We start from the raw sequence: 23,443 nt of genomic DNA on the forward strand, positions 1-23,443 counted from the left end.
AGCTCCAAGACCATCTGGGTGCCGATCCACGGCGACACCACCGCCGAAGCCGACGAAGGCTTCACGCTCTCCCTCTCCAACCCCACCGGCGCAGCGATCGCCACCGGCTCCGGCACCGGCGTCATACTCAACGACGACGGCGGCTCCGTCATCTCGCCCCCGCCTGCGGCCGACCCGGGGAGCGCCTCGAGCGCCGCGGCGGGAGTCTTCGCCCTCAGCCCTGCCAACGTGGGCCAGGTGATCACGAACTATCTGGAAGGCGCGGACCACTTCAGCTTCCAGACCGGCGCCGGCGGCTTCCAGCTTGCCAACCAGGCCGGGCCCGGCAGCGCGAACGTGGTCGATGCCTTCGATCCTTGGGCGCACATCAATGGCGCCGACGTGGTGATCTGGGACGGCGATCCGAGCGCTGCGGACAGCGCAGCGAAGGTCGACGGATTGCTGGTCGCCTTGCCGGGGAACTTCGCTGGCGGCGTGCTGGTGGCCGCCTACACGCCGGACCATCACGTCGGGATCTACTACGACCCTGATGCGAACAGCTATGGCCCGGCCACGCTGGTGGCCACGATCTCGAACCTGACCTCCACCGCGAGCCTGAACGTCTCAGACTTCCTGTTTTCATAGGCCCGCGCCGACCTGCGCCACGGTCTTGGGGGGCGCCTCGCCCCCTCCCCGGCCGGGCCCGCCCGCGGGCTCGATCTTGCATGCCTCTCCCGTGACAGCAGGGTTGGAGTTCTTCCTGTGCCATTCCGAAACGAGAAGACCGGTCGGCCGCATGGCGTGCTGGTTTGGGGCTGGGGCCTCCTTCTCGGCGTGGCGATCTGGATCTGGGGCTTTTTCCACCTGCCGTGGTGGGCCTCGGTATTCCTCTGGTGGTGGCCGAGCGCCGTCGCGGGCGGGGTCGTCAGCCTGCTGGGCGCCGGTCTCGCGTCGGGCAGTATTCCCCGGACCTTCGCGCGCGCCTACGCGGCGCTGCTTGCGGTGCGCTCCCGCTCCCCCTCCGACGCGCCCGAGGCCAAGGAAGACGCGCCCTAGCTAAGGCGTCACATCGAGGGCGGTGCGTCGCCGGGCGTTCCGGGCGCGCAGGGTCGCCATCCGCGTAGGACGGCTCGAATTCGGGCTCGTCGAAGGTCAGGACGGCGAGGCGGGTCATGCAAGAACCGCGGCCTCAGTCGAGATCCAGCAGCTCGCGCCCGGCGTCCTTCATCGTCCTGCAGCCAGTGAGGATCATCGCCACCGCGAGTTCGGAGCGCAGGATGCTCAGCATCTGGGCGACCCCGGCCTCGCCGCCGGCGCCCAGCGACCAGGCCCAAGCGCGGCCGACGAAGCAGGCCCTGGCGCCGAGCGCCGCGGCCTTGAGCACATCGAGGCCGGAGCGGACGCCACCGTCCATGAACACCTCGAGCTCGCCGCCGACCGCGTCGGCGATCCTAGGCAGGGCCGCCACCGAGGATTTCACCCCGTCCAGCTGCCGGCCGCCATGGTTCGAGACCACCACGCCTTGAGCGCCGCAGCGCACCGCCTCGCGGGCGTCCTCCACGTCGAGCACGCCCTTGACGACGATCGGACCGTCCCAGGTCTGACGCACCCAGTCGAGGTCGGCCCAGGTCACCGAGCGGTCGAAGTTGCGCGCCACCCAGCCGAGGAAATCGGTGACGCGGCGGCCCTTCTGCGCCAGCGCGCCCTCGACGTTGCCCAGTGAATGCGGCCGGCCGTTGGCCCAGACGTCCCACATCCACGCCGGATGCGCGAGGCCGTCGAGGGCCTGCCTGGCCGCGCCGGCGACGCCGCTCGCGCCGGTGAACCCGGAGCGGATGTCGCGGTAGCGCGAGCCCGGCACGGGCAGGTCGACCGTGAACACCAGCACCGGGCAGCCCGCCGCCTTGGCGCGGCCGAGCAGCTCGGTCATGTAGCCGCGGTCCTTCAGCATGTAGAGCTGGAACCAGGGCGGACGGGCGCCGCGCGCCACCTCCTCCACCGAACAGACGCTCACCGTCGACAGGCAGAACGGCGCGCCCGCGGCGGCTGCGGCCCTGGCAGCCTGGACCTCGCCCCGGCGGGCGTACATGCCGGCCATGCCGACCGGCGCGAGGCCGACCGGCATGGCCAACGCCTGGCCGAGCGTCTCGACGCTCATGTCGAGCGCGCGCATGTCGCGCATCACCCGCTGGCGGAGCGCGATCGCTTCCAGGTCCGCCACGTTGCGGCCGAGCGTCACCTCGGCGTAGGAGCCGCCGTCGATGTATTCGAAGAAGATGTTCGGAAGCCGCCGCCGGGCGAGCTCCCGAAAGTCCGACACTGACGCCGCGCGCATGCCTGCCCCCGTCTGTCCGGGCTGCAGGATGCACGACGAAGCCCTGCGATTTCCATGGCCTTCCGTCGCGACTTCTGCGTTCAGCTTCCTAGCAGCCACCAGGAGTGATGCAGATGCGTGCGATTTGGCCGGCCGCCGTGGCGCTCGCGGCGCTCATGGTCCTTCCCGCGGCCGCCCAGACCGGGAGCGCCTCGTCGCCGCAGAGCGAGGGCGCGGCCTCGACGCCGCCGCGCGGCTCGCTGTCCCGGTTGGCCACCAGCCATCAGGAGATCGCCCGGCGGTTGGCTGACCGCAAGGCGACCGACACCGGGGCCGCCCCCGCCGCCGCGCCCAATCCGAAGGTGGCGGCCGCCGCCAAGGCCGCCGACGACGCCGTGGTCAACGACCCGACGGTGCGCGCCATGCTGAACGGATCGATGTCGAAGCCGCCGAGCCTGGCCGGCGGAGCTCCGGGGCTCCCGGACCCGACGACGCCGACGCCGCCCTAGGCTTCGGAGGCCGCCGCTTCGATGCGCGCCGCCGGCGGCCGCGGGCCCATGACGATCCAGACCTGGTGCGCGCGGGCCAGGACCTCACCGTCCGGACCGAGCAGCGCCGCGCCGGCGGTCTCCTTGCGGCCGTCGCGCGCAATCGGCCAGGCGAGCACGATCAGCGGCTCGCCCGGCGCCGGGCGGCGAAGCACCTCGGCGGTCATGGTGCCCAGGAGCGCGCCGTGCCGGCCCTCGCGCTCGACCCAGGCGAAGAAGCCCGGACAATCGAGCGCGGCCCAGATCACCTCCGCCGTGATCAGGCCGTCGGCGTCGGCGAAGGCCCGGTGCGGGGTCCAGACACCGGCCACCACGCCCTTGGGGGCGCTGGCGAGCTGGCCGGTGAACACTCGCAGGCCGTCGCCGTCCGGACGATCGGCCCCGCAGGTGAAACAGATCGGATGGAACCCCTGCACGAGCCCCGCATACCGCTCGCCTGCCGCCTGCGCGGCGGCCAGCGAGGGGCGGACCGGTGGCTCCGGCAGCTCGGCCGCGGGAGCAGCCTCGCCCGTGCCGATCAGCTGGCCCTCGGCGTTGGACATGATCACCGCGCCGTCCCGTCGCGCATAGCTGAGCGGGTGGTCCAGCGGCACCGGGGCGCGCAGCACCGACGTCGCCGGACCCTCGATCTCCCTGGCGAGGACGCCGCACACATAGCCGCCGTTGCCGGAATTGGGCGGGCCGCGGAATTGGCGGCCGATCACGATCTGGGACAAACGCTGAGGCTCGCAATCAATCGTCAAATCAATGCCGCAGGCTTTTCCATAGAACCGGGCCCGAGCGGAAGCCCAAAATCGCGCCCGCGGCGTTGGAGCCGCGCGTCGGGCTTGCTAGCTTGACGCCGTCGTCCGCGGCGGATTCGTCGGTCAAGTTCTGCAAGGAGGATTGCGGTGAGCGAGCGGGTGGAACGGCCCTGGGCCCTGATGCGCCATCACGCGGGCTGGGCGGACGTGTTCCACATCGAGAGCGAGAGCGCCGATTCCATCACCGGCTTCTATCCCGACCGCGAGACCGTGGGGCCGCCGGTGAGCTATTCGGTACGTGCGGTGCTCGCCAGGTTTCCCACCCTGGAGGCGGCGCGCGCGGCGCGCGAAGGCGCCGTCGCCGAATGGCGCAAGCACGACGCCGGGGTGCGTGACGCCGAAGCCAAGTTGCGCGACGCTGAGAAGGCGCGCGAGGACGCCTGGCTGAAGTGCCTGCACGAGGCGGCCCGGGCGAGCTGAGCCGCGGCCCTCAGGTCTTCGCGGGCGGCGCGCGGAACTGGTCGTGGCAGTTCTTGCAGGCGCCGCCGACCATGCCAGCCTCGGCCTTGACGCCGGCAAGGTCGCCGGCCATCGCGAGCTGATCGAGCTTGGCGGCCTCGGCCTGGAATCGCTGCGCGGCCTGGGCGAACTCGGACGGCTCGCTCCAGACCTCGGCCTTGGCTTCCGTCTTCACGCCGGTCTCGGGACCGCTGCCGGCCGGAAACCAAGTGGGCAGTTCGACCGAAAGGCTCTTCAGCTTGGCGGCGTTGCTGGAGATGACCGCCGGATCGGGTTGGTCTTTCTTCAGCTCGTCGAGCAGGGCCTTGAATGCGGCGCCCTGCTGAAGGAAATGCGCCTGGCGGTCCTTCACCGCCCCGCCCGTCGCGACCTGCGCCGCGGCGGCGCCCACCGTCAGCGACAGGGCGAGCCCCGCCCCGACCATCCACCGCGCCATGCCCATCTGAAGCCCTCTCCGGACCGAACTCCATGCGCGGGACAGTGCCGGCCCGGCGCGCCGCTCGTCAACGGCTCAGCGCGAGGCGGTCGTCGCTGTCGCGCCATGCTGCGCGGCTTCCGCCACCAGCGCGCCGCAGTTGGCGTCCTTCGCCAGGCCCGGGTCGACGAACGGCAGGATCGCGACGAGCGGCGACAGGAACGACCCCAACGCCGCGGCCACGCCGCCCTGCGCGATAGCGGGGCCCTTCTCCAGGTTGATGCTCGGGCTGCGGATCGGCCCCTCGATCTCCACGGGAACCCGCAGCCGGACCAGCTGGAACTTCTTCGGATGGCCCTGGAGGCGCAAGTCGAGGCGCTCGGTCCCCAGGTTGACCTGGCCGGCGCCGGTGACCAGCACCGGGCCGGTGTCGAACACCAGGGTGTCGGCGTTCAGCACGCCGTTCCTCACCCGGAAGTCGCCCACGGCGCAGCGGATCGGCGCCGTCTGCTGGTTCTTCGACATCAGGAGGCCCAGGCCCTTGATCACGTCGACCCCCATCAGTTCGGCGATCGAGCGGCGGATCTCGCCGCCCGGCGCGACCACCGTCACCCGGCCGTTGGCGGTGGAGAACGCCTTGTGGACGCTGTCGCCCGTGCCGGTGAGCTTCGCCCGGCCGAACAGCGGCCCGGCGAACGGTATCGAGCCCTGGAAGTGGAACGGAAGCAGGTGCTCGATGCGCGCATTGCTCAGCCGCAGGTCGACGTCGCTGACCGGCGCGGCCTTGCGGGCGTTCAGCTGAATGTAGCCGCTGATCCGGCCCTGCGGCAGGTCGAGGCTCAGCGGCTCGGCGCGCAGCAGCCCGTCGTTCAGCTTCACCCGCGCCGAGCCGGCGCTGAGGTTTACCGGCGCGTTCCGGATGGCGACCGCCTTGTAGGTCACGTCGGCGTCGATCTGGCGGATGCGGCGCGTATCGAGCGTGGAATCCGGAAAGATGCGGTTCTCGGCGGCCAGGTGCTGGGCTTCCATCTTCTGCGACGGCGAAGCCACCGCACCGTGCTTGGGCGCGCCGCCGAACAGCGCCCCGAGATCCGGGAAGTTCAGCGTCCGCGTCAGCAGGTTGGCCTTGAGGAAAGTGCGCGGGCGGCCGGAGTCCACGGAGAGGTTGCCGGTCAGGTCCGACGAGCCCACGCGCCCCCCGATGCCACTGATGCTGTAGAGCCTGTCGTCGCGGGTCAGCTTGCCGTGTAGGTCATAGGGTGGGGTGTTAGGCAGCGGCACCCCGGTGATGCCGTAGAGGTCGGCGAGGTCAGGCCCGCGCGCCGTCGCGTTCATGTAGAAGTGGCCGAAATCGAACGGTTTGGGCACCGCGCCGCGAGCGGTGACGTAGGTCGGCCCGGCGCGGATGTCGGCGTCGAACGGATAGGGCTTGTTACGGTCGATGTTCAGCAGCGGCCCGCCAGTCACTTGCAGGGTGAAGGGCTGGTTGTTGAGCGCCCCCTGTCCGCGCATCTCGAAGCCCTGGTTGACCGCGCCCAGGCGCTCGCTGGCCGCCACCGTGCCGGTGAAAGTGAGCTTGCGCACGGCGTCGCGCACGTAGAGCTTGCCGTTCCTGATCACGAAATTGCGGATCGGCGGCAGCCTGAGCGGCTGATCGCTCTTGGCGCCGTTCGAGAAGTCCCAGGTCGCCCGGCCCTGCTGGTCGCGATAGAGCCGCACGTCCGGATTGTCGAACTCCAGCAGCCGCAGGTCCACCTGACCGCCCAGCAGCGCGGCGAGCCGGATGGTGACGGCGATGCGGTTGATATCGGCCATCTCGCCCTTGCCCGCCCAGGCCGGATTGGCGATGTGCACGCCGTCCACCGTGGCCGAAGGCGTCCAGGACCAGAGGTGGACGTGCAGGTCGCCGCTGATCGTCACCGGACGATGCATGCGGGCGGAGGCGTAGCTCGCGAGCGGGCTGCGGAACCAGTTCCAGTCCCAGATCGCGACCAGGATCGCCACCGCGATGGCGATGACGGCGAGCACCGCCCCGGTGATGGCGAGGCCCTTGCGGCCTGGCCGCCGCAAATGCGGTGCGTGGAAACTGCCCCCGGCGAGGCGCGTGCGCGTCGCCTCCCAGCGCTCCCGCGCCCAGCTCTCGGCGCGCGCCAACGGCCGGCGGCCACCGTCCGGGCGTCGCATCGCAGGCTCCGGCGGCACCCGGTCGCGCTTGGGCTCGTTGAAGGCTTCGCTGGACACAGCAAGAACTCCGCGATCGCACATCAACGCGCGAGCGGTCCGGTCAAGTTCCGTTGGAAGTCTAGTGACTTACCCCTCGCCCTGTGACGGCGGCGCGCGCCGTGCCGGCGATGATCTTCAGGTCGAACGCGAGCGAGCGCCGCTCCAGGTACTCCCGATCGAGCTTCACCTTCTCCGGAATCGGCAGTTCGTCGCGGCCGTTGATCTGCGCCCAGCCGGTGAGCCCCGGCCGCAGGATCTCGACGCCCACCGCGGTGCGGAGCGCCACGAGATCGTCCTGGTTGAACAGCGCCGGCCTGGGCCCCACCAGGCTCATGTGGCCGACGAGCACGCTCCAGAGCTGCGGCAGCTCATCGAGGCTGGTGCGGCGCAACATGCGCCCGAGCGGCGTCACCCAGGCTTCCGGGTCCGCCAGCAGATGCGTCGCCACGTCGGGCGTCCCGATCCGCATGGTGCGGAACTTGGGCATCCGGAAGATGCGATTGTAGCGCCCGATCCGCTTCGACCAGTGGAGCGCTGGCCCGGGGCTCTCCAGGCGGACCGCGACAGCGAGCCCGAGCAGCAGCGGTGAGAGCAGGACCAGGCCTGCCAGGGCTCCCGCGATGTCCACCACCCGCTTCACGCCGACGATTGTTAGCCCGGGCGTCTCACCGCTCATAGACGCGAGCCTCGCCCGTCTCGCCGCAGACTCGCGCGGTCCAACCGCAGATCGCCTCCAGCGGATGGGCGAGATCCGCCGGTGCATTGGCGAACACCAGGGCGCAGCCGTTCATCTTCATGGGGTCGGAGAGCGGCCGCAGACGGGTCTCGGCGATCAGCAGCTTCCCGGCGACGGCGTCTTCGAGATCGCCCAGGAACGCGTCGAAGGTGGCCAGGTCCTTCAGCGGCAGCCAGACCATCAGGTGCGCCGCGGGGTTGCGATCCAGCACGGCCGCCGCGGTCTCGACGGTCCGTCGGGAGTCGTCTGCGTGTTCGAACGGCGGATCGATCAGCACCAGTGCGCGCCCGTCGCGCGGCGTCCGCTCGGTCGCTGTACGGAAGCCGTCGGCGCAGAGCGCCTGTGCGCTGGGCGCGGCCCGAAGGACCGCCTGCAGCGCCTTGTGCTCGTCCGCCCTGAGTTCGCAGGCCAAGTAGCGGTCGCCGCGGCGCAAGGCGCGGGCGATCAGCCAGGGCGAGCCGGGGTAGCGGCGCAGCTCGCCGTCAGGATTGAGCGCGCGCACCGCCTGGGTCAGGCCGTCGAAGACGTCCGGCGCGTCAGCGGCCGCCGTCAGCCGACCGACGCCGGCCTCGGCTTCGCCCGAGCGCTGCGCCTCCGGCCCGGTGAGGTCGTAGAGCCCGCGCCCCGCGTGGGTGTCGATCACGGTGAGCGGGCCAGGGCTCACGCCGAGCCGCGCCAGGAGCTCCAGCAGGGCGGCGTGCTTCACCAGGTCGGCGAAGTTCCCGGCGTGGAAAGCATGGCGATAATTCAAGGCTTTGGCGTCCAGCCGACAGAGGAACCCGCGTCCCGATAGCACGTTGGCGCTCGGCCAGCGGAAAGTTCCCTTGATGTCCAGCGTCTCCACCGCCGCGCGCGGCCCGGATCGATGACCGTGGCGCGCGATCTAGCCGACTCCGCCGGCCCCCAGGTCCCGCTCGAAGACGTCGAGGCGGCCGGCCTGATCTACGTCTCCGACCACGATCCCGGCATCCGCCGCCGGAAGGCCGGCACGGGCTTCAACTACCTGCGCCCGGACGGCGAACCGATCCGCGACGAGGCGACTCTCGATCGCATCCGCAAGCTCGCCATCCCGCCGGCCTGGACCGACGTCTGGATCTGCCCGAGCCCGCGGGGCCATATCCAGGCGATCGGCCGTGACCAGAAGCGGCGCAAGCAGTACCGCTACCACGACCGCTGGCGCGGGGTGCGCGACGAGAACAAGTACGACCGCCTGATCGCCTTCGGCCACGCCTTGCCCAAGCTGCGCCGGCGCATCGATCACGATCTCGCTCGCCGCGGCCTTCCCCGCGAGAAGGTGCTGGCGGCCGTCGTGCGGCTGATGGAGATCACCCTGATCCGCGTCGGCAACGAGGAATACGCCAAGCAGAACAAGAGCTTCGGCCTCACCACGTTGCGCGACCGGCACGCCCGCATCGAAGGGTCGCGGGCGATCTTCGAATTCCGCGGCAAGAGCGGCAAGGTCCACCGGACCGGCTTCCGTGACCGGCGGCTCGCCCGCATCGTCAAAGCCTGCCAGGACCTGCCCGGGCAGCGCCTCTTCCAGTACATCGACGAGGACGGGGTCCAGCGGACGGTGGAGTCGGCCGACGTCAATGCCTACCTGCACGAAACGATGGGCGAGGATTTCTCGGCCAAGGACTTCCGCACCTGGGCGGGTACGCTCTCCGCCGCGCGCGCTCTGGCCATGGCGCCGGAATGCGGCAGCGCCAGCGAGGCCAAACGGCACATCGTCACCTGCGTGAAGGCGGTTGCCGGCCTGCTGGGCAACACCGCCGCCGTCTGCCGCAGCGCCTACATCCACCCGGTGGTGCTGAAGGCCTACGAGGACGGCGCCTTGCCGATCAGCCCTGGGCTCGAAGGCCGCGCCTTCGAGCTGGCGGTCATCCGCTTCCTGGAGGAGGCGCGCGACGCCGCCGAGGCCCAGCTCCGCGCCGAAGCCCGCCGCAACGGCCGTCCCGCAGCCGCCGCCCCCGCCGAGCGCCACGCCCACTGACGCCGTTCGGGCGCCCCGCGCCCAGACCGTGTACTCACTAGCGCCGGTGAGCAGGGCCCGCTTGCGGGCGTGCTGGCGATGACAGCATCCGAACCCGAGCGGACCTGCCCGTTTCCGAGTTCCGGCTTCGCTCCGGCGCGGCGGCGCCGAACCGAGACAAGCCCACCCTCGCATCCTGTGCGCAGTCGGCGTATAATTCCGCCATCACCGGCCATTCCTTCAGGCGCCGGTGGCTGAGAGACTTCCGCGCTCCCGCCTGTGACGGGAGACGCGATGTCCAGCAAATCCGAGACTGCCGAAGCCCTATTTGCGCGCCGGATTGAACGTTCGGGCGACCATCTGCGGATGGTGCTGGCCCGACGTGAGGTCGTTGCTCGCGCCCGCGCCTCTGTCATGCCGGTTGTCGAGCCCGCGAACCAGCTAGCCCCGGCGCTCGCATAGGGGCGGCCGTGGAGCGCTACTTCTTCCACATCGACTACGGCGAATTCAGCCGCGATTCCGAGGGGACGTCTCTGCCGAACCTGCGCGCGGCCAGGGGGGCCGCCGTCCAACTGCTCGGGGAAATCCTTCGCGATGCGGGCGACGAGTTCTGGGCCAAGCCGGACCTGATCGTGACCGTCACGGATTCGACCGACCTGACGCTCTGGACCCTGACTGTCTCGGGCGACGAAGCGCCGAGCGTGTCCCGTAACCGAGCTCTGTCCGGCTAGGACGCTCGTCTTTTCTCCGCGCGGCGCGCTTCGATATCGCCCGTCCGCTCCCCACCCCTCGGCGATGTCCTCGACCTCCGCTCTTCGCTGTGTCCAGCGGAGTCCGCTGGAGTGAGGATCAGGGCCGCCTGCGACCCCTGAGCGGTCGTTCGCCAAGACCTGACGCGCGCCATGCGCCCCTCGCCCCCTCTTCTTATAGACCGGCGCTAAGACTCAATGGTCCCGGCCGCCAGCCGGCGACGACGCCGATGACCAGCCAGGCGACGGGGCCCCTCACGACCCCCGACGCACGGGCCCCGCCGGACGAATCCGGCGAGGCGTCGCGGGCTTAGCCGCGATCTCCGTTGTCCGTCCTCATTCGGATGCTTTGGCGCAGGGTCTGGAGTCTGCCCTCCATCGTCGCCGCGTCAGCGGCCCGGAGCTGGCCGTGATAGTGGCGCATGCGGCTTTCCTGATATCGGATGTCGCGCAACGAGTGCTCCGCTCGACGTCCCTCGGCGCCCGACAGGCTGCCGTCCTGAACGCTGAGCTGGATCTTGTGGTCCAACCACGCGGCGCGCGATTGGAAGTCGGAGCGGGCGCCGCCCCACTGACTCGGGTTGTCGTAGGATCCGTTGGCCTGGCGATCGTAGGTTCCGTTGTCGCCCCGATCGTACGCCGCGGGTGCGGCCGCCACCCACTGGCCGCGGGTGTTCCAGTAGCCGGTGGTCCTGGCGGGGATCCACCCCCCCTCGTTGTCGTAGTAGCCCTGCGCGTCGGCGGAGACCCAGGCGCCGCGGCTGTCGTAGTATCCGCTCGGCGCGCCCTCCACCCAGCTGCCCGAGCGGTCGTAGTAGCCGCGGGCGTCGTTGCGGGCGACGGCGTTGGCGTGCCAGGCGCCCTTGTTGTCGTAGTAGCCGTAGGCGTGGGCGCAGTCGGCGCTGCCCTTGGTCGCCTGGTTGCCGATGATCGCACCGCCGACGCCGCCGATCACCGCGCCGGTGGTCTTGTCGCCGTGGCCGGCGACCGCGCTGCCGATCAGGGCGCCGATGGCTCCGCCGCCGAGGGTGCCGGCGACCCGGTTTTCGTGCTGCCGCTCGCAGCTCGTCTGGGCGAACGCCAAGGTGGGGATGAGGGCCGCCGCGGCGACGCCGGCGACGAGCAGGTGGTTGCGCATGAGATTGAGCTCCTGAGAAAGATGCATATCCTTCTCTTTAGGATACAAAATGCGCTATTATTCGCATTGTTCCTATTGAATTCGGTAGTCGTGCGAATATTTATTTATGAACGGTTGTTCATTATGTGAATTGAGAGAGAGAAAAACCTTAAGGTGTGAGATGTTTATTTCTGTTCATTTGAGGCGTCCGGCCGTATTGGTTTCCAGAGCGCCCCATCGGCCCTGTGCCGCCAGCGAAGTGGTCCGATTGTCGGCCGATATCCCACGCTTCGGACTTTGTGAGTACATGTCCTAGCGCCAGTCGTCCGGCCCCGGCGGCGCCATGGCCGGTTGCGCGCCTTCCCAGATCGGTGCGTCCGGGCGGCTCCAGAACCAGCCGGTGTGGGCGTTGTCGCTTCGGTGAATGGTCACGCTTGCCGGATCGAAGTTGACGAACGTCCGGGCGTTTACCCCGCGGATCTTGCTCGGTTCCGACAGCGCGGTGTGATGGGTCAGGCAGCCGCAGTTTCTGCAGCGCCAGAAGCCGATCCAGCGGTTGCCCCAGATGTAGACCTCGAGCGCGTCCTCGCCCTGGATCAGCCTCGCGTCCAGGTCGCGGTCGGCGAGACGGTCGTGCGTGTAGGCCCAAAGCGCCCCGTAGCGGCGGCAGATCGAGCAGTTGCAGTCCAGCACCCAGGTCGGCCCGGGCTCCAGGGTGATGCGGACGGCCCCGCAATGACAGGCTGCTCGGACCATGGTGCTCCTTGCCTCTGCGACGGCGTCTGCGGTTGGCGGAGTCTAGCGCCCTCAGCTGCGCAAGCGGAAGCCGCCTGCGCCAGCCCGTGATCGCAGACTGGCGCGCTGCGCACGCCTCCTGACCATCCCGTCATGGCCGAGCCACCCATGCACTCATCGGTCGCCGGTCTTGCTCGATCGGTGAGGCGAACCTGCGACGCCGCGGGCCGCTAGCCTTACCCGGCGTCGGGCCGCTAAAGGATCGGCGTTATCCTGCGCGGGGACGCCGCGCGGACCCGTGGAGATCATCCGTGTCGCCCAACCGGCTGCGCTTCGGCGCCTTCATCGCGCCGTTCCATCCCATCGACGAAAACCCGACGCTGGCCATCCAGCGTGACCTGGAGCTGGTCGAGTGGATGGACCGGCTGGATTACGACGAGGCCTGGATCGGCGAGCACCACTCGGCAGCCTATGAGCTGATCGCCAGTCCCGAGGTGTTCATCGCCGCCGCCGCCGAGCGGACGAAGCACATCCGGCTGGGGACCGGCGTCTCCTCCCTGCCCTACCACCACCCGCTGATGCTCGCCGACCGCATCAACCAGCTCGACCACATGACCCGCGGGCGGGTGATGTTCGGCGTCGGCCCGGGCGCGCTGGTCTCCGACGCCTTCATGATGGGCATCCCCGTCGCCAAGCAGCGCGACCGCATGGACGAGGCGCTGGGCGTGCTGATCCGGCTGCTGCGCGGCGAGGAGGTCACCCACAAGTCCGACTGGTTCGAGCTGGACCGCGCGCGCCTCCAGATGACTCCCTACTCGCGTCCCAGCGTCGAGGTCGCGGTCGCCAGCCAGGTCTCGCCCACCGGCTCGCGCGCGGCCGGCCAGCACGGCGCGGGGCTGCTGTCGCTCGGCGCCACCTCGGTGGGCGGCTTCAACGCGCTGCGCTCGAACTGGGCCATCGCCGAGGAACAGGCGGCAGAGCACGGCAAGGTCATGGACCGGGGCGCCTGGCGCCTCGTGGGCCCGATGCACATCGCCGAGACGCGCGAACAGGCGATGGAGGACATCCGCTTCGGCCTCGACAAATGGATCTACTACTTCCGCGAGATCGCCAACCTGCCGATCGTGCCGGAGGGCGACGACCCGGTGAAGGCGATGGTCGACACGGGCCTCGCGGTCATCGGCACGCCCGACGACGCCGCCCACCGCATCCAGCAGTTGGTCGACCAGTCCGACGGCGGCTTCGGCGCCTTCCTTCTGATGGCGCACAACTGGGCGAACTGGGACGCCACTAAGAAGTCCTACGAGCTGATGGCCCGCTATGTCTTCCCGCGCTTCCAGAACCTGCAGGACAACCGGGAGGCCTCGATGGCCTGGGTGAAGGAGAACAAGAACGCCTTCACCACGGAGGTCCGCGGCGCCGTCGGCGCGCGGATCGTGCAGCACATCCAGGAGAAGGGCGCCGATAACATCCGGCCCGAGATCGTGGCCATGATCACCGGTCAGGCCGCCCCGCCGGAGAAAGCGAAGTAACGGCTTGCAGCTCACCGCCTATCTCGACCGCATCGGTTTCGTGGGCGCGCCGCGTCCGGACTGCGAGACGCTCTGCGCGCTGCACCGCGCGCACCTGCTCGCCATTCCCTACGAGAACTTCGACGTCCAGTTCGGCCGACCGGTGACGATAGAAGCGGACGCCGCCTTCGAGAAGCTGGTCGTCCGTCGCCGCGGCGGCTGGTGCTACGAGATGAACGGCCTCTTCGCCGCGGCGCTGGAGGCGATCGGCTTTTCCGTCACGCGGCTGGCCGGCGGCGTGCGCCGCGACCTCATGGGCGAAGTCATGGTCGGCAACCACCTGGTGCTGAAGGTGGATCTGCAGGACGCGTCCTGGATCGCGGACGTGGGCTTCGGCGACGGCGCCTTCGAACCCTTTCCCCTGCGCGAAGGCGCGATCGTGGCCGGTGGGTTCGAGTGCCGGCTCGAGAAGCTCGATGATCGCTGGTGGCGCTTCCACAACCACGCGTTCGGCGGCGCCCCTTCGTTCGATTTCACAACGGAGGCCGCCGATCCGGCGCTGCTCGCCGAAAAATGCGCATGGCTGCAGACCTGGCCGGAGAGCCCCTTCGTGCTGAACGCCACCGCCCAGCGCCATCGGCCGGGCAAGATCCTCGTCCTGCGCGGCCGCATCCTGAAGACCGTCCGGCCGCACGGCGTGGAAGACCATCTTATTGGCTCGGCGGACGAATTTCAGGAGATCCTGGTCTGCGACTTCGATCTCGACCTGCCGGAAGCCGCGGACCTCTGGCCACGCATCCTGCAGCGGCACCAGGAGCTGTTCGCCCAGCCGGCCTAGCGGCGATAGGCGAAGCCCACGCGGACCATCCTGGGTTCGGCGAAACTGACCGTGCCGTCACCGGCGATGGCGGTGTCCAGCTTGGCGTTCGCGACGTTGTCGACCGCCGCATAGGCTTCCGCATGCGGGGCGATGCTCCAGCCGGCCCGCATGTTGAGTTCCGTGCCCGCATGCAGCTTGCGGGTGTTGAGGTCGTCGTCCCAGCGGCCGCCCTCGTAACGAGCATCAAGGGTCAGGTCCAGGCGGTCCAGCGGCCGCCAGTCGAGCCCGCCGGTGACGGTGAGCTCCGGCGTCTCGGCGGGCCTGAGGCCGGTGAGCTGCGGCGCTGCGGAGCCGCCGTCGACGCGCGCGTGGGTCGCCGCGACCGCCGCACGCCAGCTCAGGCTCTTCCACAGCTCCCCGAACGCCTCGCCCTCGAAGCCATAGGCATCGATCTCGCCGGCGTTCTGCCGCTGGCGAAGGGCGCCGCCTGCGGGGATGAAACCTGCGACGGGAAAGGTCGCCGGCCCGGCTCCGATGGTCACATTGGTCACCGGATCCTTCAGCCAGTTGTAGAAGACCGTGCCAGACCAGTGGATCGGACCCTCGCCGCCGACGCCCGCCTCCACGCCCTGCAGCTTCTCCGGCTTCAGGTCGGCATTGGCCTCGGTGACGTCGTTGCCGACCCGGAACGGCCGATACAGCTCATTGAGCGTGGGGGGCCGGAACCCGACGTAGGCGGCGGCGCGGACATAGAGCGCCGACGACAGATCGTAGCGGATGCCGAGGCGGCCGGTGGGCGTGGTTCCCGAGGTGTCCGGCGAGGGCTGGTCGAGCGTGATCCGGCCGGTGGAAAGGTCGTGCTCGATCCGCACCGCATCGCGCTGGAACCACTCGTCCACCCGCACCCCGCCGGTGACCACCCAGGGCCCCCGGTCGTAGGCCGCTTCCAGGTAGGCGCCGCCGACGCCGGCCTCGCCGCCCGCCTGCCGTCCGCGGGTGAAGGCGCCGTTCATGAACCGGAACCGTTCGAAGTCGAAGCCGTGGTAGAGCCGCGCGTCGACGCCGAGATCCCAGGACACGGCGCCGGCTTTGCCCTCCAGGGCGGCGTTCAGGCCGTAGCCCTGCGCCGGCGTGGCGTACTCGTCGTTGGCCGGCGTCGTCGTCATGCGATCGGCCGCCACGGCGACGGAGCTGTTCTGCAGGTCGCTGGTCTGCATCCAGAGCTGCACGCGCCAGCCGCCGACGCCCTCGCTCGGCGTGCGCCCGACGGTCAGCGTTCCCGAGGCGCCGGAGGCGATCGCGCGGGCGCCGGCGAGGCCGGCACCACGCCGCTCGCCATAGGCCGCGAGCCGGACCGCCGCCTGGACCCCGTCAAAGTCGTGTTGCACACGGAACGAGCCGGACTCGGTGTCGAGGGTCAGCGGCTCGTCCACCGCATTGCGGCGCGGCCCGCGCACCGGCGTGTAGCCGCCGGAGGTCTGCACCTGGCCGACGACCAGCAGCCCAGGCGCGCCGCCCGCCGCGGCGAGGCGATAGCTGGTGTAGTCGCCGGCGTAGGCATCGAGCGCGGCGAGTCCGTCCATGGCGCCCCGCTCCTGCAGCGTGACCGTGCCGGTCAGCGCCCCCGCGCCATAGGGGCCCGCGCCTGCGCCCCGCACCACTGTCGCGCCGTCCAGCCCTTCGGGCGGCAGCGCCGTCCAGATCACCCACCCGCCGAAGGGGTCGTTCTGCGGCGCGCCGTCGAGCGTCACCAGCGCGCGGCCCGCGCCGGAGGGTGCGATGGCCCTGAGCGACAGACCCTGCGTGGTCGGGTTCGCCCCCAGGCTGCTCGCGCGGCGGAACAGCGAGACGCCCGGCACGCTCTCCAGCGCATCGTCCAGCCGCGGCGTCGCCTTCAGGACCTCCGGGCCCACCCGCACGGCGCTGAACGCCGCATCCCCGCCGAGCGGCGCGAGCCGTGGCGGATAGACCACGACGACCTCGACCTGGTTCGGCGGCGGGGGCGGAAGAGCGGCGGGCATACGATCGCTTCTTGATTGGCGCAGCTAGGCTTTGGCGGCCTCAAGGGCTATCGAGCGTCGATGGATCGCGCAACCGGCAAGGTCGCCATCGTCACCGGCGCGGGCAGCGGCATCGGCCGCGCCGCGGCGCTCGCCCTGCTCGGCGCAGGATGGTCCGTGGGCCTCGCCGGCCGCCGCGTGCAACCCCTCGAGGAGACCGCCAGTCTGGCGGGCGAGGGCTCGGTGCGCGCGTTGCCGCATCGTGCCGACGTCTCCGATGCGGCCTCCGTCATGGCGCTGTTCGACGCCGTGCAGGCGGGCTTCGGCCGGCTCGACCTCTTGTTCAACAACGCCGGGACCGGCGCGCCGCCCGTGCCGCTGGAAGAGCTGTCCGTCGAGGCCTGGAAGCGGGTCGTCGACGTCAACCTGACCGGGGCCTTCCTCTGCACCCAGGCCGCGTTCCGGATCATGAAGGCGCAGGAGCCGCGCGGCGGCCGGATCATCAACAACGGCTCGATCTCCGCTCACGTCCCGAGGCCCAGGTCGGCCGCATACACGGCGACCAAGCACGCCATCACCGGGCTGACCCGCTCCACGTCGCTGGACGGCCGCCTCTATGACATCGCCTGCGGCCAGATCGACATCGGCAACGCCGCGACCGAGATGACGCGCGCCATGAGCCGCGGCGTGCTGCAGGCGGACGGCTCGGTCGCACCGGAGCCCACCATGGACGTCCAGGCGGTCGCCGACGCCGTCGTCTACATGGCCTCCCTGCCGCTCGAGGCGAACGTGCAGTTCATGACCGTCATGGCCACCAAGATGCCGTTCATCGGCCGCGGCTAGTCCGCGAAGGCGGGGGCCCGCTTCTGCAGGTTGGCTGTCACCGCCTCGACCTGGTTCTTCGAACCGATCAACGCCACCTGCTCGCGCGTCTCCTCCAGGAAGATCTGGTCCATCGGAGCATCGCCCTGGGCGAGGTTGAGGAGCCGCTTGCCGGCGCGGATCGCATCGGGGTTCTTGCCGGCGATCTCCCGGGCAAGCGCCAGCGCCTCGGCGCGCGGATCGGCGCAGACGCGGGTGGCCAGACCCATCGCCACAGCCTCCTCTCCGCCGAAGATCCGCCCGCTCCAGGTGAGCTCGCGGGCCACATCGTCGCGGACCAGCCCGCGCATCAGGACCATCCCGGCCATATCGGGCACCAGTCCCCACTTGATCTCCAGGACTGCGAGCCGCGCGTCCGGCGCCACGAACCTCAGGTCGGCCCCGAGCGCGAGCTGGAAGCCGCCGCCGAACGCCACGCCGTGCACCGCAGCGATCACCGGCACGGGGATCTCGCGCCAGACGTAGCAGCACTGCTGCGCCCTATTGGCCCCGGCGGCCGTGCGGCCACGGGTCAGCTCATCGACGGTGCGCTCGCCGCCCCGCCGCTCGCCCGAGGCCATCTGTTGGAAATTGCCCATGTCGAGTCCGGCGCAGAACGCCCGGCCCTCGCCCGACAGAACCACGGCGCGCACGCCCTTCTGGGTCTTCAGCCGCTCGCCGGTCTCGACGAGCGCCTCGAACATCGCGTTGTCGAGGGCGTTCATCTTGTCGCTTCGCACCAGCCGGACGTCGGCGACGCCCTCCTCGATCTCCACTGTGACGCGGTCGTTCATGAGCTCGATCTCCTACTGGACCCGCGCGACCACATAGCCGATGCGGGGGAAATGGACGTGCAGCCGCCCGAGTTCGGGCGTCTCGCGGGCGATCACGACACGCTCGGGCGTCAGCGCCACGAGCCGCCCGGCGACCGGGTCGCGGCCGTAGTCATCGGCGCTGACATGAACACGATCGCCCGGCGCTAGCCCGAGCGGGTCGGAGCCATCGTGCGCCGGCGGCGGGGCCGGCTCGCTGTCGCGTGCGGCGTCCAGCGCCTGGGGCGGGGTCATCTCGCTCCGGCGGCCGTGGCCGACCTTCGCCATGCGCTCTCGCCAGGCCTGCGTCTGCGGAAAGTCGGCCAGCAGCGCCGCGGCCGCCCCACGCGCCGCCGCCGTCAGCCACCACACGTTCATATAGGCCGACACGTCAGCCAGGCTCGGCCTGGAACCGCCGAGGAAATCCGTCTTCGCCAGACCCGCCTCGATCCATGCGGCGTGCGATCGCCACTGGGCCCGCATCGGCGCAGCAGCGGCCTTCATCGCCGCCATGTCGAAAGGCCGCCCGGACAGCTTCTCGCGATCCTCGATGAACGCCTTCGGCACGTTGTCGCCGATCTCGCCGAACACGACGCCCACCGTCGCCTGGAAAAACAGCCGGTCGGCCCAGATGTTGACGGCCCAGTCGGCTCCGGAAACGAGCGGCGGCTCGGGCGCGCGCACCTCGAGCTCCGCCAGGATCACCTGCGTGTCGCAGTAGACGTCCGCCCCCACCTGCATCACCGGGATGCGCCGATAGCCGCCGGTGAGCGCGACGAGGTCGGGCTTCGGCATGATCACCGGCTGGATGACCGAGCGCCACGCCAGGCCCTTCACGCCGAACGCCACCCGCGGCTTCTCGGAGAATGGGGAGGTGTCGTAGTGGTGCAGGATGATCTCGGCCATCAGGCGAAGTCCGGCGCGAAGCGGATGTTGTCGCGCTCGACCCCGCGCAGTACGACGCCGAGCCCACCGCTCTTGACCATCCATTCCAGGCGATGGTCACGGTACTCGCGTTTGAAGAGCCCTTTCTCGACGAGCTGCGCGACATCGCCCAGACTCGCGCCGCGGCTCCAATCGGCGATGTCCTCGCGCGCCTTGGCGACCGAAGGCCGCTCGTTCGCGCGCGCGACCCAGCCCGCCAGCCGCGAGCCTTCGGCCGGCGCATGGCCCTGGGCCACCGCCCCGTTCACGAACGGAACCACGCAGAGGTCGCCCCAACCGAAAGCCGCGCCGTTGAACCAGGTCCTGTCAGCCAGCTGGCGCTCCAGCCAGCCGTAGAAGCCGGTCAGCTGGGCGGCCGCGCGCGCGCCCATCGCCTCGGCCTCGGCGCCTTCCGCGCGACGGAACCAGGAAAGCTCGCCCAATCCCCAGGTGATCGCCTCGAAGTGGGTGTCCATCACCTCCTCGAGCATGCGCACCCGCGCCCGTTCGGCCGCCGCGTCCGGCCGCAGCGGCGGCTCCGGGTAGGCGTCCTCGAGGTACTCGATGATGACCGTGGAATCGAAGACCCGCACCTCGCCATCGACCAGCGCGGGCACCTCGGCCCGCGGATTGGCCTCGACGAACGGGCCGGTTGCGCCGCCCGCGCCCATGCCTTGAGGCAGCACTGCCTCGAAGGCCAAGCTCTTCTCCCGCAGCATGATCTTGACCTTCTGCGCATAGGGCGACAGCGGATGATCGTAGAGGGTGATCGTCATGGCAGGATCTCCGCGAGCTCGGCCTTCTGCGCCCGCTTGGCCGCCTGGAAGGCCGGCCGCGCCTTGAGCCTCGCCCAATAGGCCTCGATGCTGGGCGGCGCGCGGTCGAGGAGCGTCAGGAAGTCGGCGAGCAGGAGCGCATAGCCCACCGAGATGTCCGCCGCCGTGAAGCGTCCGGCGCATAGATGATCCTCGCCGCCCGCCAGCGCCCGATCGACCGCCTTTAGGCGCGCGCGGAACCATTGGGCGTAGTCCTGCGCCGCCTGGTCCGCGCGGCCGGTCTCGAAGCGCGAATACCGGAGCACCAGGGTTTGTGGGAAGGTCAGCGTCGCCTCCCCGAAGTAGAGCCAGTTCAGCCAGGCGCCATAGGCGGGATCCTCGACCGGCACCGCGAGCGGACTCGGGCCGTAGCGAGTCGCCAGGTACTGAACGATCGCCGCGGACTCGGTCATGAAGGTCGCGCCGTCGCGCAGAGCCGGCACCGTGCCGAGCGGATTGACCTGCAGGTACTCTGGCGCCCGCGCCCGCGGCGGAAAGGGCAGCAACCGCAGGTCGTACGGCAATCCCATCTCTTCGAGCGCCCAGAGCACCCGGAAGGAGCGCGCGTCGGGACAGTGGTGCAGCTCGATCATCGCCGTCTCCCTCAGAGGCCTTTCAGCCAATCGATCAGCAGCTCCGTCACCTCGGCCGCGCGCTCTTGCTGGGTCCAGTGGCCGCAGCCCCCAAGGACGTGGACGCCGCGTAGATCGGTGGCCTCCTGGGCCATCAGCGCGCCAGGGTCGGCGATCCGGCCGAAACCGTTGAACGCCGGATCCTTGTCGCCGCCGATCAACAGCGAGGGCTGTTCTATCTTGCGGCCACGGAAGGCCTGCAGCCATTCGAAGTCGCGCTCGTGGTTGCGGTAGCGGTTGATCGGCCCGCGAAACCCTGAGCGTTCGAACTCGGCGACGTAGTAGTCGAGTTCGGCCGCGGTGAGCCATGACGGGAACGGGTCTGGGTCGACCATGCCCTCCAGGAGCGTGGCGTCAGCCGGCTTGTGCGGCCAGCTGCCCGGCGGCGCATCGCCCGAGATGCCGTAATAGAACTTGCGAAGGAAGCCGCGCACATCGGCTTCCGCTTCCGCCTCCGGCGGGCCGACCTTCTGGAACCACGCCTGGTAGAAGAACCGGTTCCTGGCGGTGTAGGCCGCGTGAAAGAACTCCGTGAACGGCCGGTCCGGGATGCCGGTGTAGGGCACCGAAAGACCCGCGACGGCGGCGATCCGCTCCGGCCGGGTGAGCGCGGTGTTCCAGACGATCGGCGCGCCCCAGTCATGGCCGATCAGCATGGCGGGGCCCTGCGGCTGCAGCGCCTGCGCGACACCGGCCACGTCGGCGGTCAGATGCGCCATGGAATAGGCCTCGATCGGCTCGGGCTTGTCGGACCCGCCATAGCCCCGCACGTCGATGGCGCAGGCGGTAAAGCCGGCGTCGGCGATCGGGCCGATCTGATGGCGCCAGGAGAACCAGCTCTCTGGAAAGCCGTGCACCAGGATCACCAGCGGACCTTCGCCCTCGATCGCGCAGCGCAGCTTCACCTCGCCGGCGTCGATGATACGGAAATCAGCCATGACCCCTCCTCGCGAATGTCCTTGTTCTCCGAGGCGGCGGCCCTGGCAAGCCTGACCCGGCGTCATCGTTGACCCCGCGCGCCGCCGTGCCAGCATCCATCGATGAAAGGGGCGCGCCCATGATCTCGTTCGCTGAACGCACCAAAGGATTCGGAACCGTCGAGGCCCGCACAGAGGGGCAGGTGGCGGTCGTCATGCTCAACCGGCCGCACCGGCGCAACGCCCTGAACTTCCAGGCCTATGACGAGCTGGAGGCCGCGCTGCGCGCCGCCTCGGCCGACCCGCAGGTGCGCTGCGTGATCGTCACGGGCGCCGACCCGGCGTTCTGCTCGGGCGACGATGTCGGCGAGATCATGGCCGGGCCGAAGGCGGTCTCGGCCGCGCCCGGACCGCGCGAGCCGCAACCCACGCCGGCCGCCATGGCGGCGCTGGAATGCGAGAAGCCGCTGATCGCCGCCGTGAACGGGGCCGCGGTCGGCTGGGGCATGGAGCTGGCGCTGTTCGCCGACATCCGGCTGGCGTCAGAGCAGGCGCGGTTCGGGGAGTTGTTCGTCAAGCGCGGACTGGTTTGTGACGTGGGCGGGTTCTACCGCCTGCCGGCGGTGGTCGGTCCGGCCAAGGCCGCCGAGCTGCTGTTCACCGGCGAGATCATCGATGCGCCTGAGGCGCTGCGGATCGGTCTGGTGAGCGAGGTGGTCGCGCACGCGGCGCTGATGGCGCGCGCCCTGGACCTCGCCGGCCGCATCGCCGCCAATCCGCCGCTCGCCGTCCAGGCGCTCAAGGCGGGGCTGAAACGGAGCGCCTACGGCGATCCGCGCCAGATCGGCACGTGGGCGATCGGCGAGATCCGTCGCCTGATGCGGACCGAGGATCATCGAGAAGGCGTCGCGAGCTTCCTCGAGAAGCGCGAGCCAGCGTTCCGGGGGCGCTGAGCATGGAGGAGTCTCTCAGCCGATCTGTCGCGGGCCTGACGGTCTTGGTCACCGGGGCCGGCAGCGGCATGGGGCGCGCCACGGCCGAGGTGTTCGCGGCGGAAGGCGCAAACGTGGCGGCGACCGACGTCTCGGAGGCGGCGGTCCACGAGTTGGCGGACGCCCTGAAGGCGGACGGCTTCAGCGTCCGCGCCTGGGCGCTCGACGTCGCCGATCCCGCCGCCATCGCGGCGGTGACAGCGGAGGTCGCCGAGCACTTCGGCGGCCTGGACATTCTGATCAACAACGCGGGCGTCTCCGCCTTCGCGCCGATCGACGCCGAAAGTTATGGGACCGTCTGGGACCGTGCGCTCGCCATCTTGCTCACCGCCCACCAGCGACTGGTGCGGGCCGCCCTGCCCCACCTTCGCCGCTCGCGATGTCCGCGCATCGTCAACATCGCCTCCACCGAGGCGCTGGGCGCGACCGCCCGGGACAGCCCCTACGCCGCCGCCAAGGCCGGGGTCACGGGCCTGACCCGCGCCCTTGCGGTCGAGCTCGGCCGCGAAGGGATCACCGTCAATTGCATCTGTCCGGGGCCGATCCTGACCGGCATGACGGGCGGCATTCCCGAGGCTGACCGTCAAACCTTCGCCCGCCGCAGGACCGCGCTCGGCCGCTACGGCCGGCCCGAGGAGGTGGCGCACATGACGCTCAGCCTCTGCCTGCCTGCCGCTTCCTACATCACGGGGGCTGTGATCCCGGTGGACGGCGGGCTGATGGCGCGCAACGCCTGAGCTGCACGATCAAACGAATACAGCCCCGCTGGGAAGCGGGGCTGTATTCGATGAGGGACTTGGGTGCGGGGACAGGATTTGAACCTGTGACCTTCAGGTTATGAGCCTGACGAGCTACCGGACTGCTCCACCCCGCGGCAAGTCGATGATCGGAATTGAAGGGTTTTGACCGCGCATCCGCTTGGTAGACCTGGCAGCGACCTACTCTCCCGCGCCTTAAGACGAAGTACCATCGGCCCAGAGGGGCTTAACGACCGAGTTCGGAATGGGATCGGGTGGGGACCCCCCGGCATAGCCACCAGGTCAACGAAGCGGATGCGAAGAAGACATCACGGTCTGCGCAAAGCGCGCATGAATTTTGATAAGAACGAT

At 70.1% G+C, this 23,443-nt stretch carries 25 protein-coding genes, 1 tRNA gene and 1 rRNA gene; 11 read left to right on the forward strand and 16 right to left on the reverse strand.

All coding sequences use genetic code 11. The features are described from left to right. Window positions 1–624: hypothetical protein (locus tag Q0W60_RS14220; RefSeq protein ID WP_297696706.1), on the forward strand; the 624-nt coding region annotated here is incomplete at its 5' end. A 117-nt stretch (window positions 625–741) separates the two neighbouring features. After that, window positions 742–1,035 carry a hypothetical protein gene (locus tag Q0W60_RS14225; RefSeq protein ID WP_297696708.1) on the forward strand — a complete coding sequence of 98 codons (294 nt, stop codon included), beginning with the start codon at window positions 742–744 and terminating at the stop codon, window positions 1,033–1,035. A 133-nt stretch (window positions 1,036–1,168) separates the two neighbouring features. On the opposite strand, the gene Q0W60_RS14230 is transcribed toward Q0W60_RS14225, so the two are convergent. Beyond that, window positions 1,169–2,314 (reverse strand): L-lactate dehydrogenase, encoded by a 1,146-nt coding sequence (locus Q0W60_RS14230; RefSeq protein WP_297696710.1) that lies wholly within the window; start codon window positions 2,312–2,314, stop codon window positions 1,169–1,171. Window positions 2,315–2,427: 113 nt separating this feature from the next. Here Q0W60_RS14230 and Q0W60_RS14235 point away from each other — a divergent pair, with 113 nt between their 5' ends. After that, complete coding sequence (locus Q0W60_RS14235; protein ID WP_297696712.1) at window positions 2,428–2,802, forward strand: hypothetical protein; 375 nt, start codon at window positions 2,428–2,430, stop codon at window positions 2,800–2,802. Here the strand turns inward: Q0W60_RS14235 and Q0W60_RS14240 are convergent. After that, the gene (locus tag Q0W60_RS14240; protein WP_297696714.1) at window positions 2,799–3,557 is read right to left on the reverse strand and encodes a hypothetical protein; all 759 of its coding nucleotides are present in this window, start codon (window positions 3,555–3,557) and stop codon (window positions 2,799–2,801) included. The two genes, Q0W60_RS14235 and Q0W60_RS14240, sit on opposite strands and share 4 nt — an antisense overlap. Before the next feature lie 174 nt (window positions 3,558–3,731). Between Q0W60_RS14240 and Q0W60_RS14245 the strand changes: the two genes are divergently transcribed. Further along, window positions 3,732–4,064: a hypothetical protein gene (locus tag Q0W60_RS14245; RefSeq protein ID WP_297696716.1), complete on the forward strand. Its 333-nt coding sequence runs from the start codon at window positions 3,732–3,734 to the stop codon at window positions 4,062–4,064. A 10-nt stretch (window positions 4,065–4,074) separates the two neighbouring features. Here Q0W60_RS14245 and Q0W60_RS14250 read toward each other — a convergent pair whose 3' ends face one another. The 4 genes from Q0W60_RS14250 to rlmJ all read right to left on the reverse strand — a co-directional run bounded on the left by Q0W60_RS14250 (window position 4,075) and on the right by rlmJ (window position 8,228). Continuing rightward, entirely contained in the window at window positions 4,075–4,545 is a 471-nt protein-coding gene (locus Q0W60_RS14250; RefSeq protein ID WP_297696718.1) for a cytochrome c, read from the reverse strand. A 69-nt stretch (window positions 4,546–4,614) separates the two neighbouring features. Beyond that, window positions 4,615–6,759 carry an AsmA family protein gene (locus tag Q0W60_RS14255; RefSeq protein ID WP_297696720.1) on the reverse strand — a complete coding sequence of 715 codons (2,145 nt, stop codon included), beginning with the start codon at window positions 6,757–6,759 and terminating at the stop codon, window positions 4,615–4,617. Between the two features lie 61 nt (window positions 6,760–6,820). Beyond that, a complete protein-coding gene (locus tag Q0W60_RS14260; RefSeq protein WP_297696752.1) occupies window positions 6,821–7,381 on the reverse strand; it encodes a sugar transferase in 561 nt (186 codons plus the stop codon). Window positions 7,382–7,406: 25 nt separating this feature from the next. Next, complete coding sequence (gene rlmJ / locus Q0W60_RS14265) at window positions 7,407–8,228, reverse strand: 23S rRNA (adenine(2030)-N(6))-methyltransferase RlmJ (RefSeq protein WP_297696722.1); 822 nt, start codon at window positions 8,226–8,228, stop codon at window positions 7,407–7,409. A 120-nt stretch (window positions 8,229–8,348) separates the two neighbouring features. Between rlmJ and Q0W60_RS14270 the strand changes: the two genes are divergently transcribed. Further along, the gene (locus tag Q0W60_RS14270; RefSeq protein WP_297696724.1) at window positions 8,349–9,470 is read left to right on the forward strand and encodes a DNA topoisomerase IB; all 1,122 of its coding nucleotides are present in this window, start codon (window positions 8,349–8,351) and stop codon (window positions 9,468–9,470) included. Window positions 9,471–9,919: 449 nt separating this feature from the next. Continuing rightward, window positions 9,920–10,180 (forward strand): hypothetical protein, encoded by a 261-nt coding sequence (locus tag Q0W60_RS14275; RefSeq protein ID WP_297696726.1) that lies wholly within the window; start codon window positions 9,920–9,922, stop codon window positions 10,178–10,180. A gap of 328 nt (window positions 10,181–10,508) precedes the next feature. On the opposite strand, the gene Q0W60_RS14280 is transcribed toward Q0W60_RS14275, so the two are convergent. Both Q0W60_RS14280 and Q0W60_RS14285 read right to left on the reverse strand, forming a co-directional pair. Further along, window positions 10,509–11,363 (reverse strand): glycine zipper 2TM domain-containing protein, encoded by an 855-nt coding sequence (locus Q0W60_RS14280; RefSeq protein ID WP_297696727.1) that lies wholly within the window; start codon window positions 11,361–11,363, stop codon window positions 10,509–10,511. A 264-nt stretch (window positions 11,364–11,627) separates the two neighbouring features. Continuing rightward, window positions 11,628–12,071 carry a hypothetical protein gene (locus Q0W60_RS14285; RefSeq protein ID WP_297696729.1) on the reverse strand — a complete coding sequence of 148 codons (444 nt, stop codon included), beginning with the start codon at window positions 12,069–12,071 and terminating at the stop codon, window positions 11,628–11,630. Window positions 12,072–12,361: 290 nt separating this feature from the next. On the opposite strand from Q0W60_RS14285, the gene Q0W60_RS14290 reads away from it, so the two are divergent. Both Q0W60_RS14290 and Q0W60_RS14295 read left to right on the forward strand, forming a co-directional pair. Then, window positions 12,362–13,582: an LLM class flavin-dependent oxidoreductase gene (locus Q0W60_RS14290; protein ID WP_297696731.1), complete on the forward strand. Its 1,221-nt coding sequence runs from the start codon at window positions 12,362–12,364 to the stop codon at window positions 13,580–13,582. Window positions 13,583–13,586: 4 nt separating this feature from the next. Further along, window positions 13,587–14,399: an arylamine N-acetyltransferase gene (locus tag Q0W60_RS14295; protein ID WP_297696733.1), complete on the forward strand. Its 813-nt coding sequence runs from the start codon at window positions 13,587–13,589 to the stop codon at window positions 14,397–14,399. On the opposite strand, the gene Q0W60_RS14300 is transcribed toward Q0W60_RS14295, so the two are convergent. Next, complete coding sequence (locus Q0W60_RS14300; protein WP_297696735.1) at window positions 14,396–16,402, reverse strand: TonB-dependent receptor; 2,007 nt, start codon at window positions 16,400–16,402, stop codon at window positions 14,396–14,398. The two genes, Q0W60_RS14295 and Q0W60_RS14300, sit on opposite strands and share 4 nt — an antisense overlap. Window positions 16,403–16,462: 60 nt before the next feature. Between Q0W60_RS14300 and Q0W60_RS14305 the strand changes: the two genes are divergently transcribed. Continuing rightward, window positions 16,463–17,224, forward strand: a complete 762-nt coding sequence (locus Q0W60_RS14305; protein ID WP_297696737.1) for an SDR family oxidoreductase — start codon at window positions 16,463–16,465, stop codon at window positions 17,222–17,224. On the opposite strand, the gene Q0W60_RS14310 is transcribed toward Q0W60_RS14305, so the two are convergent. From Q0W60_RS14310 to Q0W60_RS14330, 5 genes are read right to left on the reverse strand one after another with little or no spacing between them, the layout of a single operon-like run. Continuing rightward, window positions 17,221–18,036: a crotonase/enoyl-CoA hydratase family protein gene (locus Q0W60_RS14310; protein ID WP_297696739.1), complete on the reverse strand. Its 816-nt coding sequence runs from the start codon at window positions 18,034–18,036 to the stop codon at window positions 17,221–17,223. The genes Q0W60_RS14305 and Q0W60_RS14310 overlap by 4 nt on opposite strands. Window positions 18,037–18,048: 12 nt before the next feature. Continuing rightward, window positions 18,049–18,960, reverse strand: coding sequence for a glutathione S-transferase family protein (locus tag Q0W60_RS14315; protein ID WP_297696741.1), 912 nt, complete (start codon window positions 18,958–18,960; stop codon window positions 18,049–18,051). Further along, window positions 18,960–19,754, reverse strand: coding sequence for a glutathione S-transferase family protein (locus Q0W60_RS14320; protein WP_297696743.1), 795 nt, complete (start codon window positions 19,752–19,754; stop codon window positions 18,960–18,962). Before Q0W60_RS14320 ends, Q0W60_RS14315 begins: the two co-directional genes overlap by 1 nt. Next, the gene (locus Q0W60_RS14325) at window positions 19,751–20,386 is read right to left on the reverse strand and encodes a glutathione S-transferase family protein (RefSeq protein ID WP_297696745.1); all 636 of its coding nucleotides are present in this window, start codon (window positions 20,384–20,386) and stop codon (window positions 19,751–19,753) included. Before Q0W60_RS14325 ends, Q0W60_RS14320 begins: the two co-directional genes overlap by 4 nt. A gap of 11 nt (window positions 20,387–20,397) precedes the next feature. Then, window positions 20,398–21,363: an alpha/beta hydrolase gene (locus tag Q0W60_RS14330; RefSeq protein WP_297696747.1), complete on the reverse strand. Its 966-nt coding sequence runs from the start codon at window positions 21,361–21,363 to the stop codon at window positions 20,398–20,400. 119 nt (window positions 21,364–21,482) lie between these two features. Between Q0W60_RS14330 and Q0W60_RS14335 the strand changes: the two genes are divergently transcribed. Together Q0W60_RS14335 and Q0W60_RS14340 are read left to right on the forward strand one after the other, a co-directional pair. Next, window positions 21,483–22,295 (forward strand): enoyl-CoA hydratase-related protein, encoded by an 813-nt coding sequence (locus tag Q0W60_RS14335; protein ID WP_297696749.1) that lies wholly within the window; start codon window positions 21,483–21,485, stop codon window positions 22,293–22,295. A gap of 2 nt (window positions 22,296–22,297) precedes the next feature. Then, entirely contained in the window at window positions 22,298–23,071 is a 774-nt protein-coding gene (locus Q0W60_RS14340; protein WP_297696750.1) for an SDR family NAD(P)-dependent oxidoreductase, read from the forward strand. A 60-nt stretch (window positions 23,072–23,131) separates the two neighbouring features. On the opposite strand, the gene Q0W60_RS14345 is transcribed toward Q0W60_RS14340, so the two are convergent. After that, window positions 23,132–23,208 (reverse strand) — tRNA-Met (locus tag Q0W60_RS14345). 51 nt (window positions 23,209–23,259) lie between these two features. Continuing rightward, a 5S ribosomal RNA gene (gene rrf, locus Q0W60_RS14350) occupies window positions 23,260–23,374 on the reverse strand. Window positions 23,375–23,443: the final 69 nt, after the last annotated feature.

It is taken from the genome of Phenylobacterium sp. (genome assembly GCF_025934275.1).
In the GTDB taxonomy this organism is placed as follows: Bacteria; Pseudomonadota; Alphaproteobacteria; order Caulobacterales; family Caulobacteraceae; genus Phenylobacterium.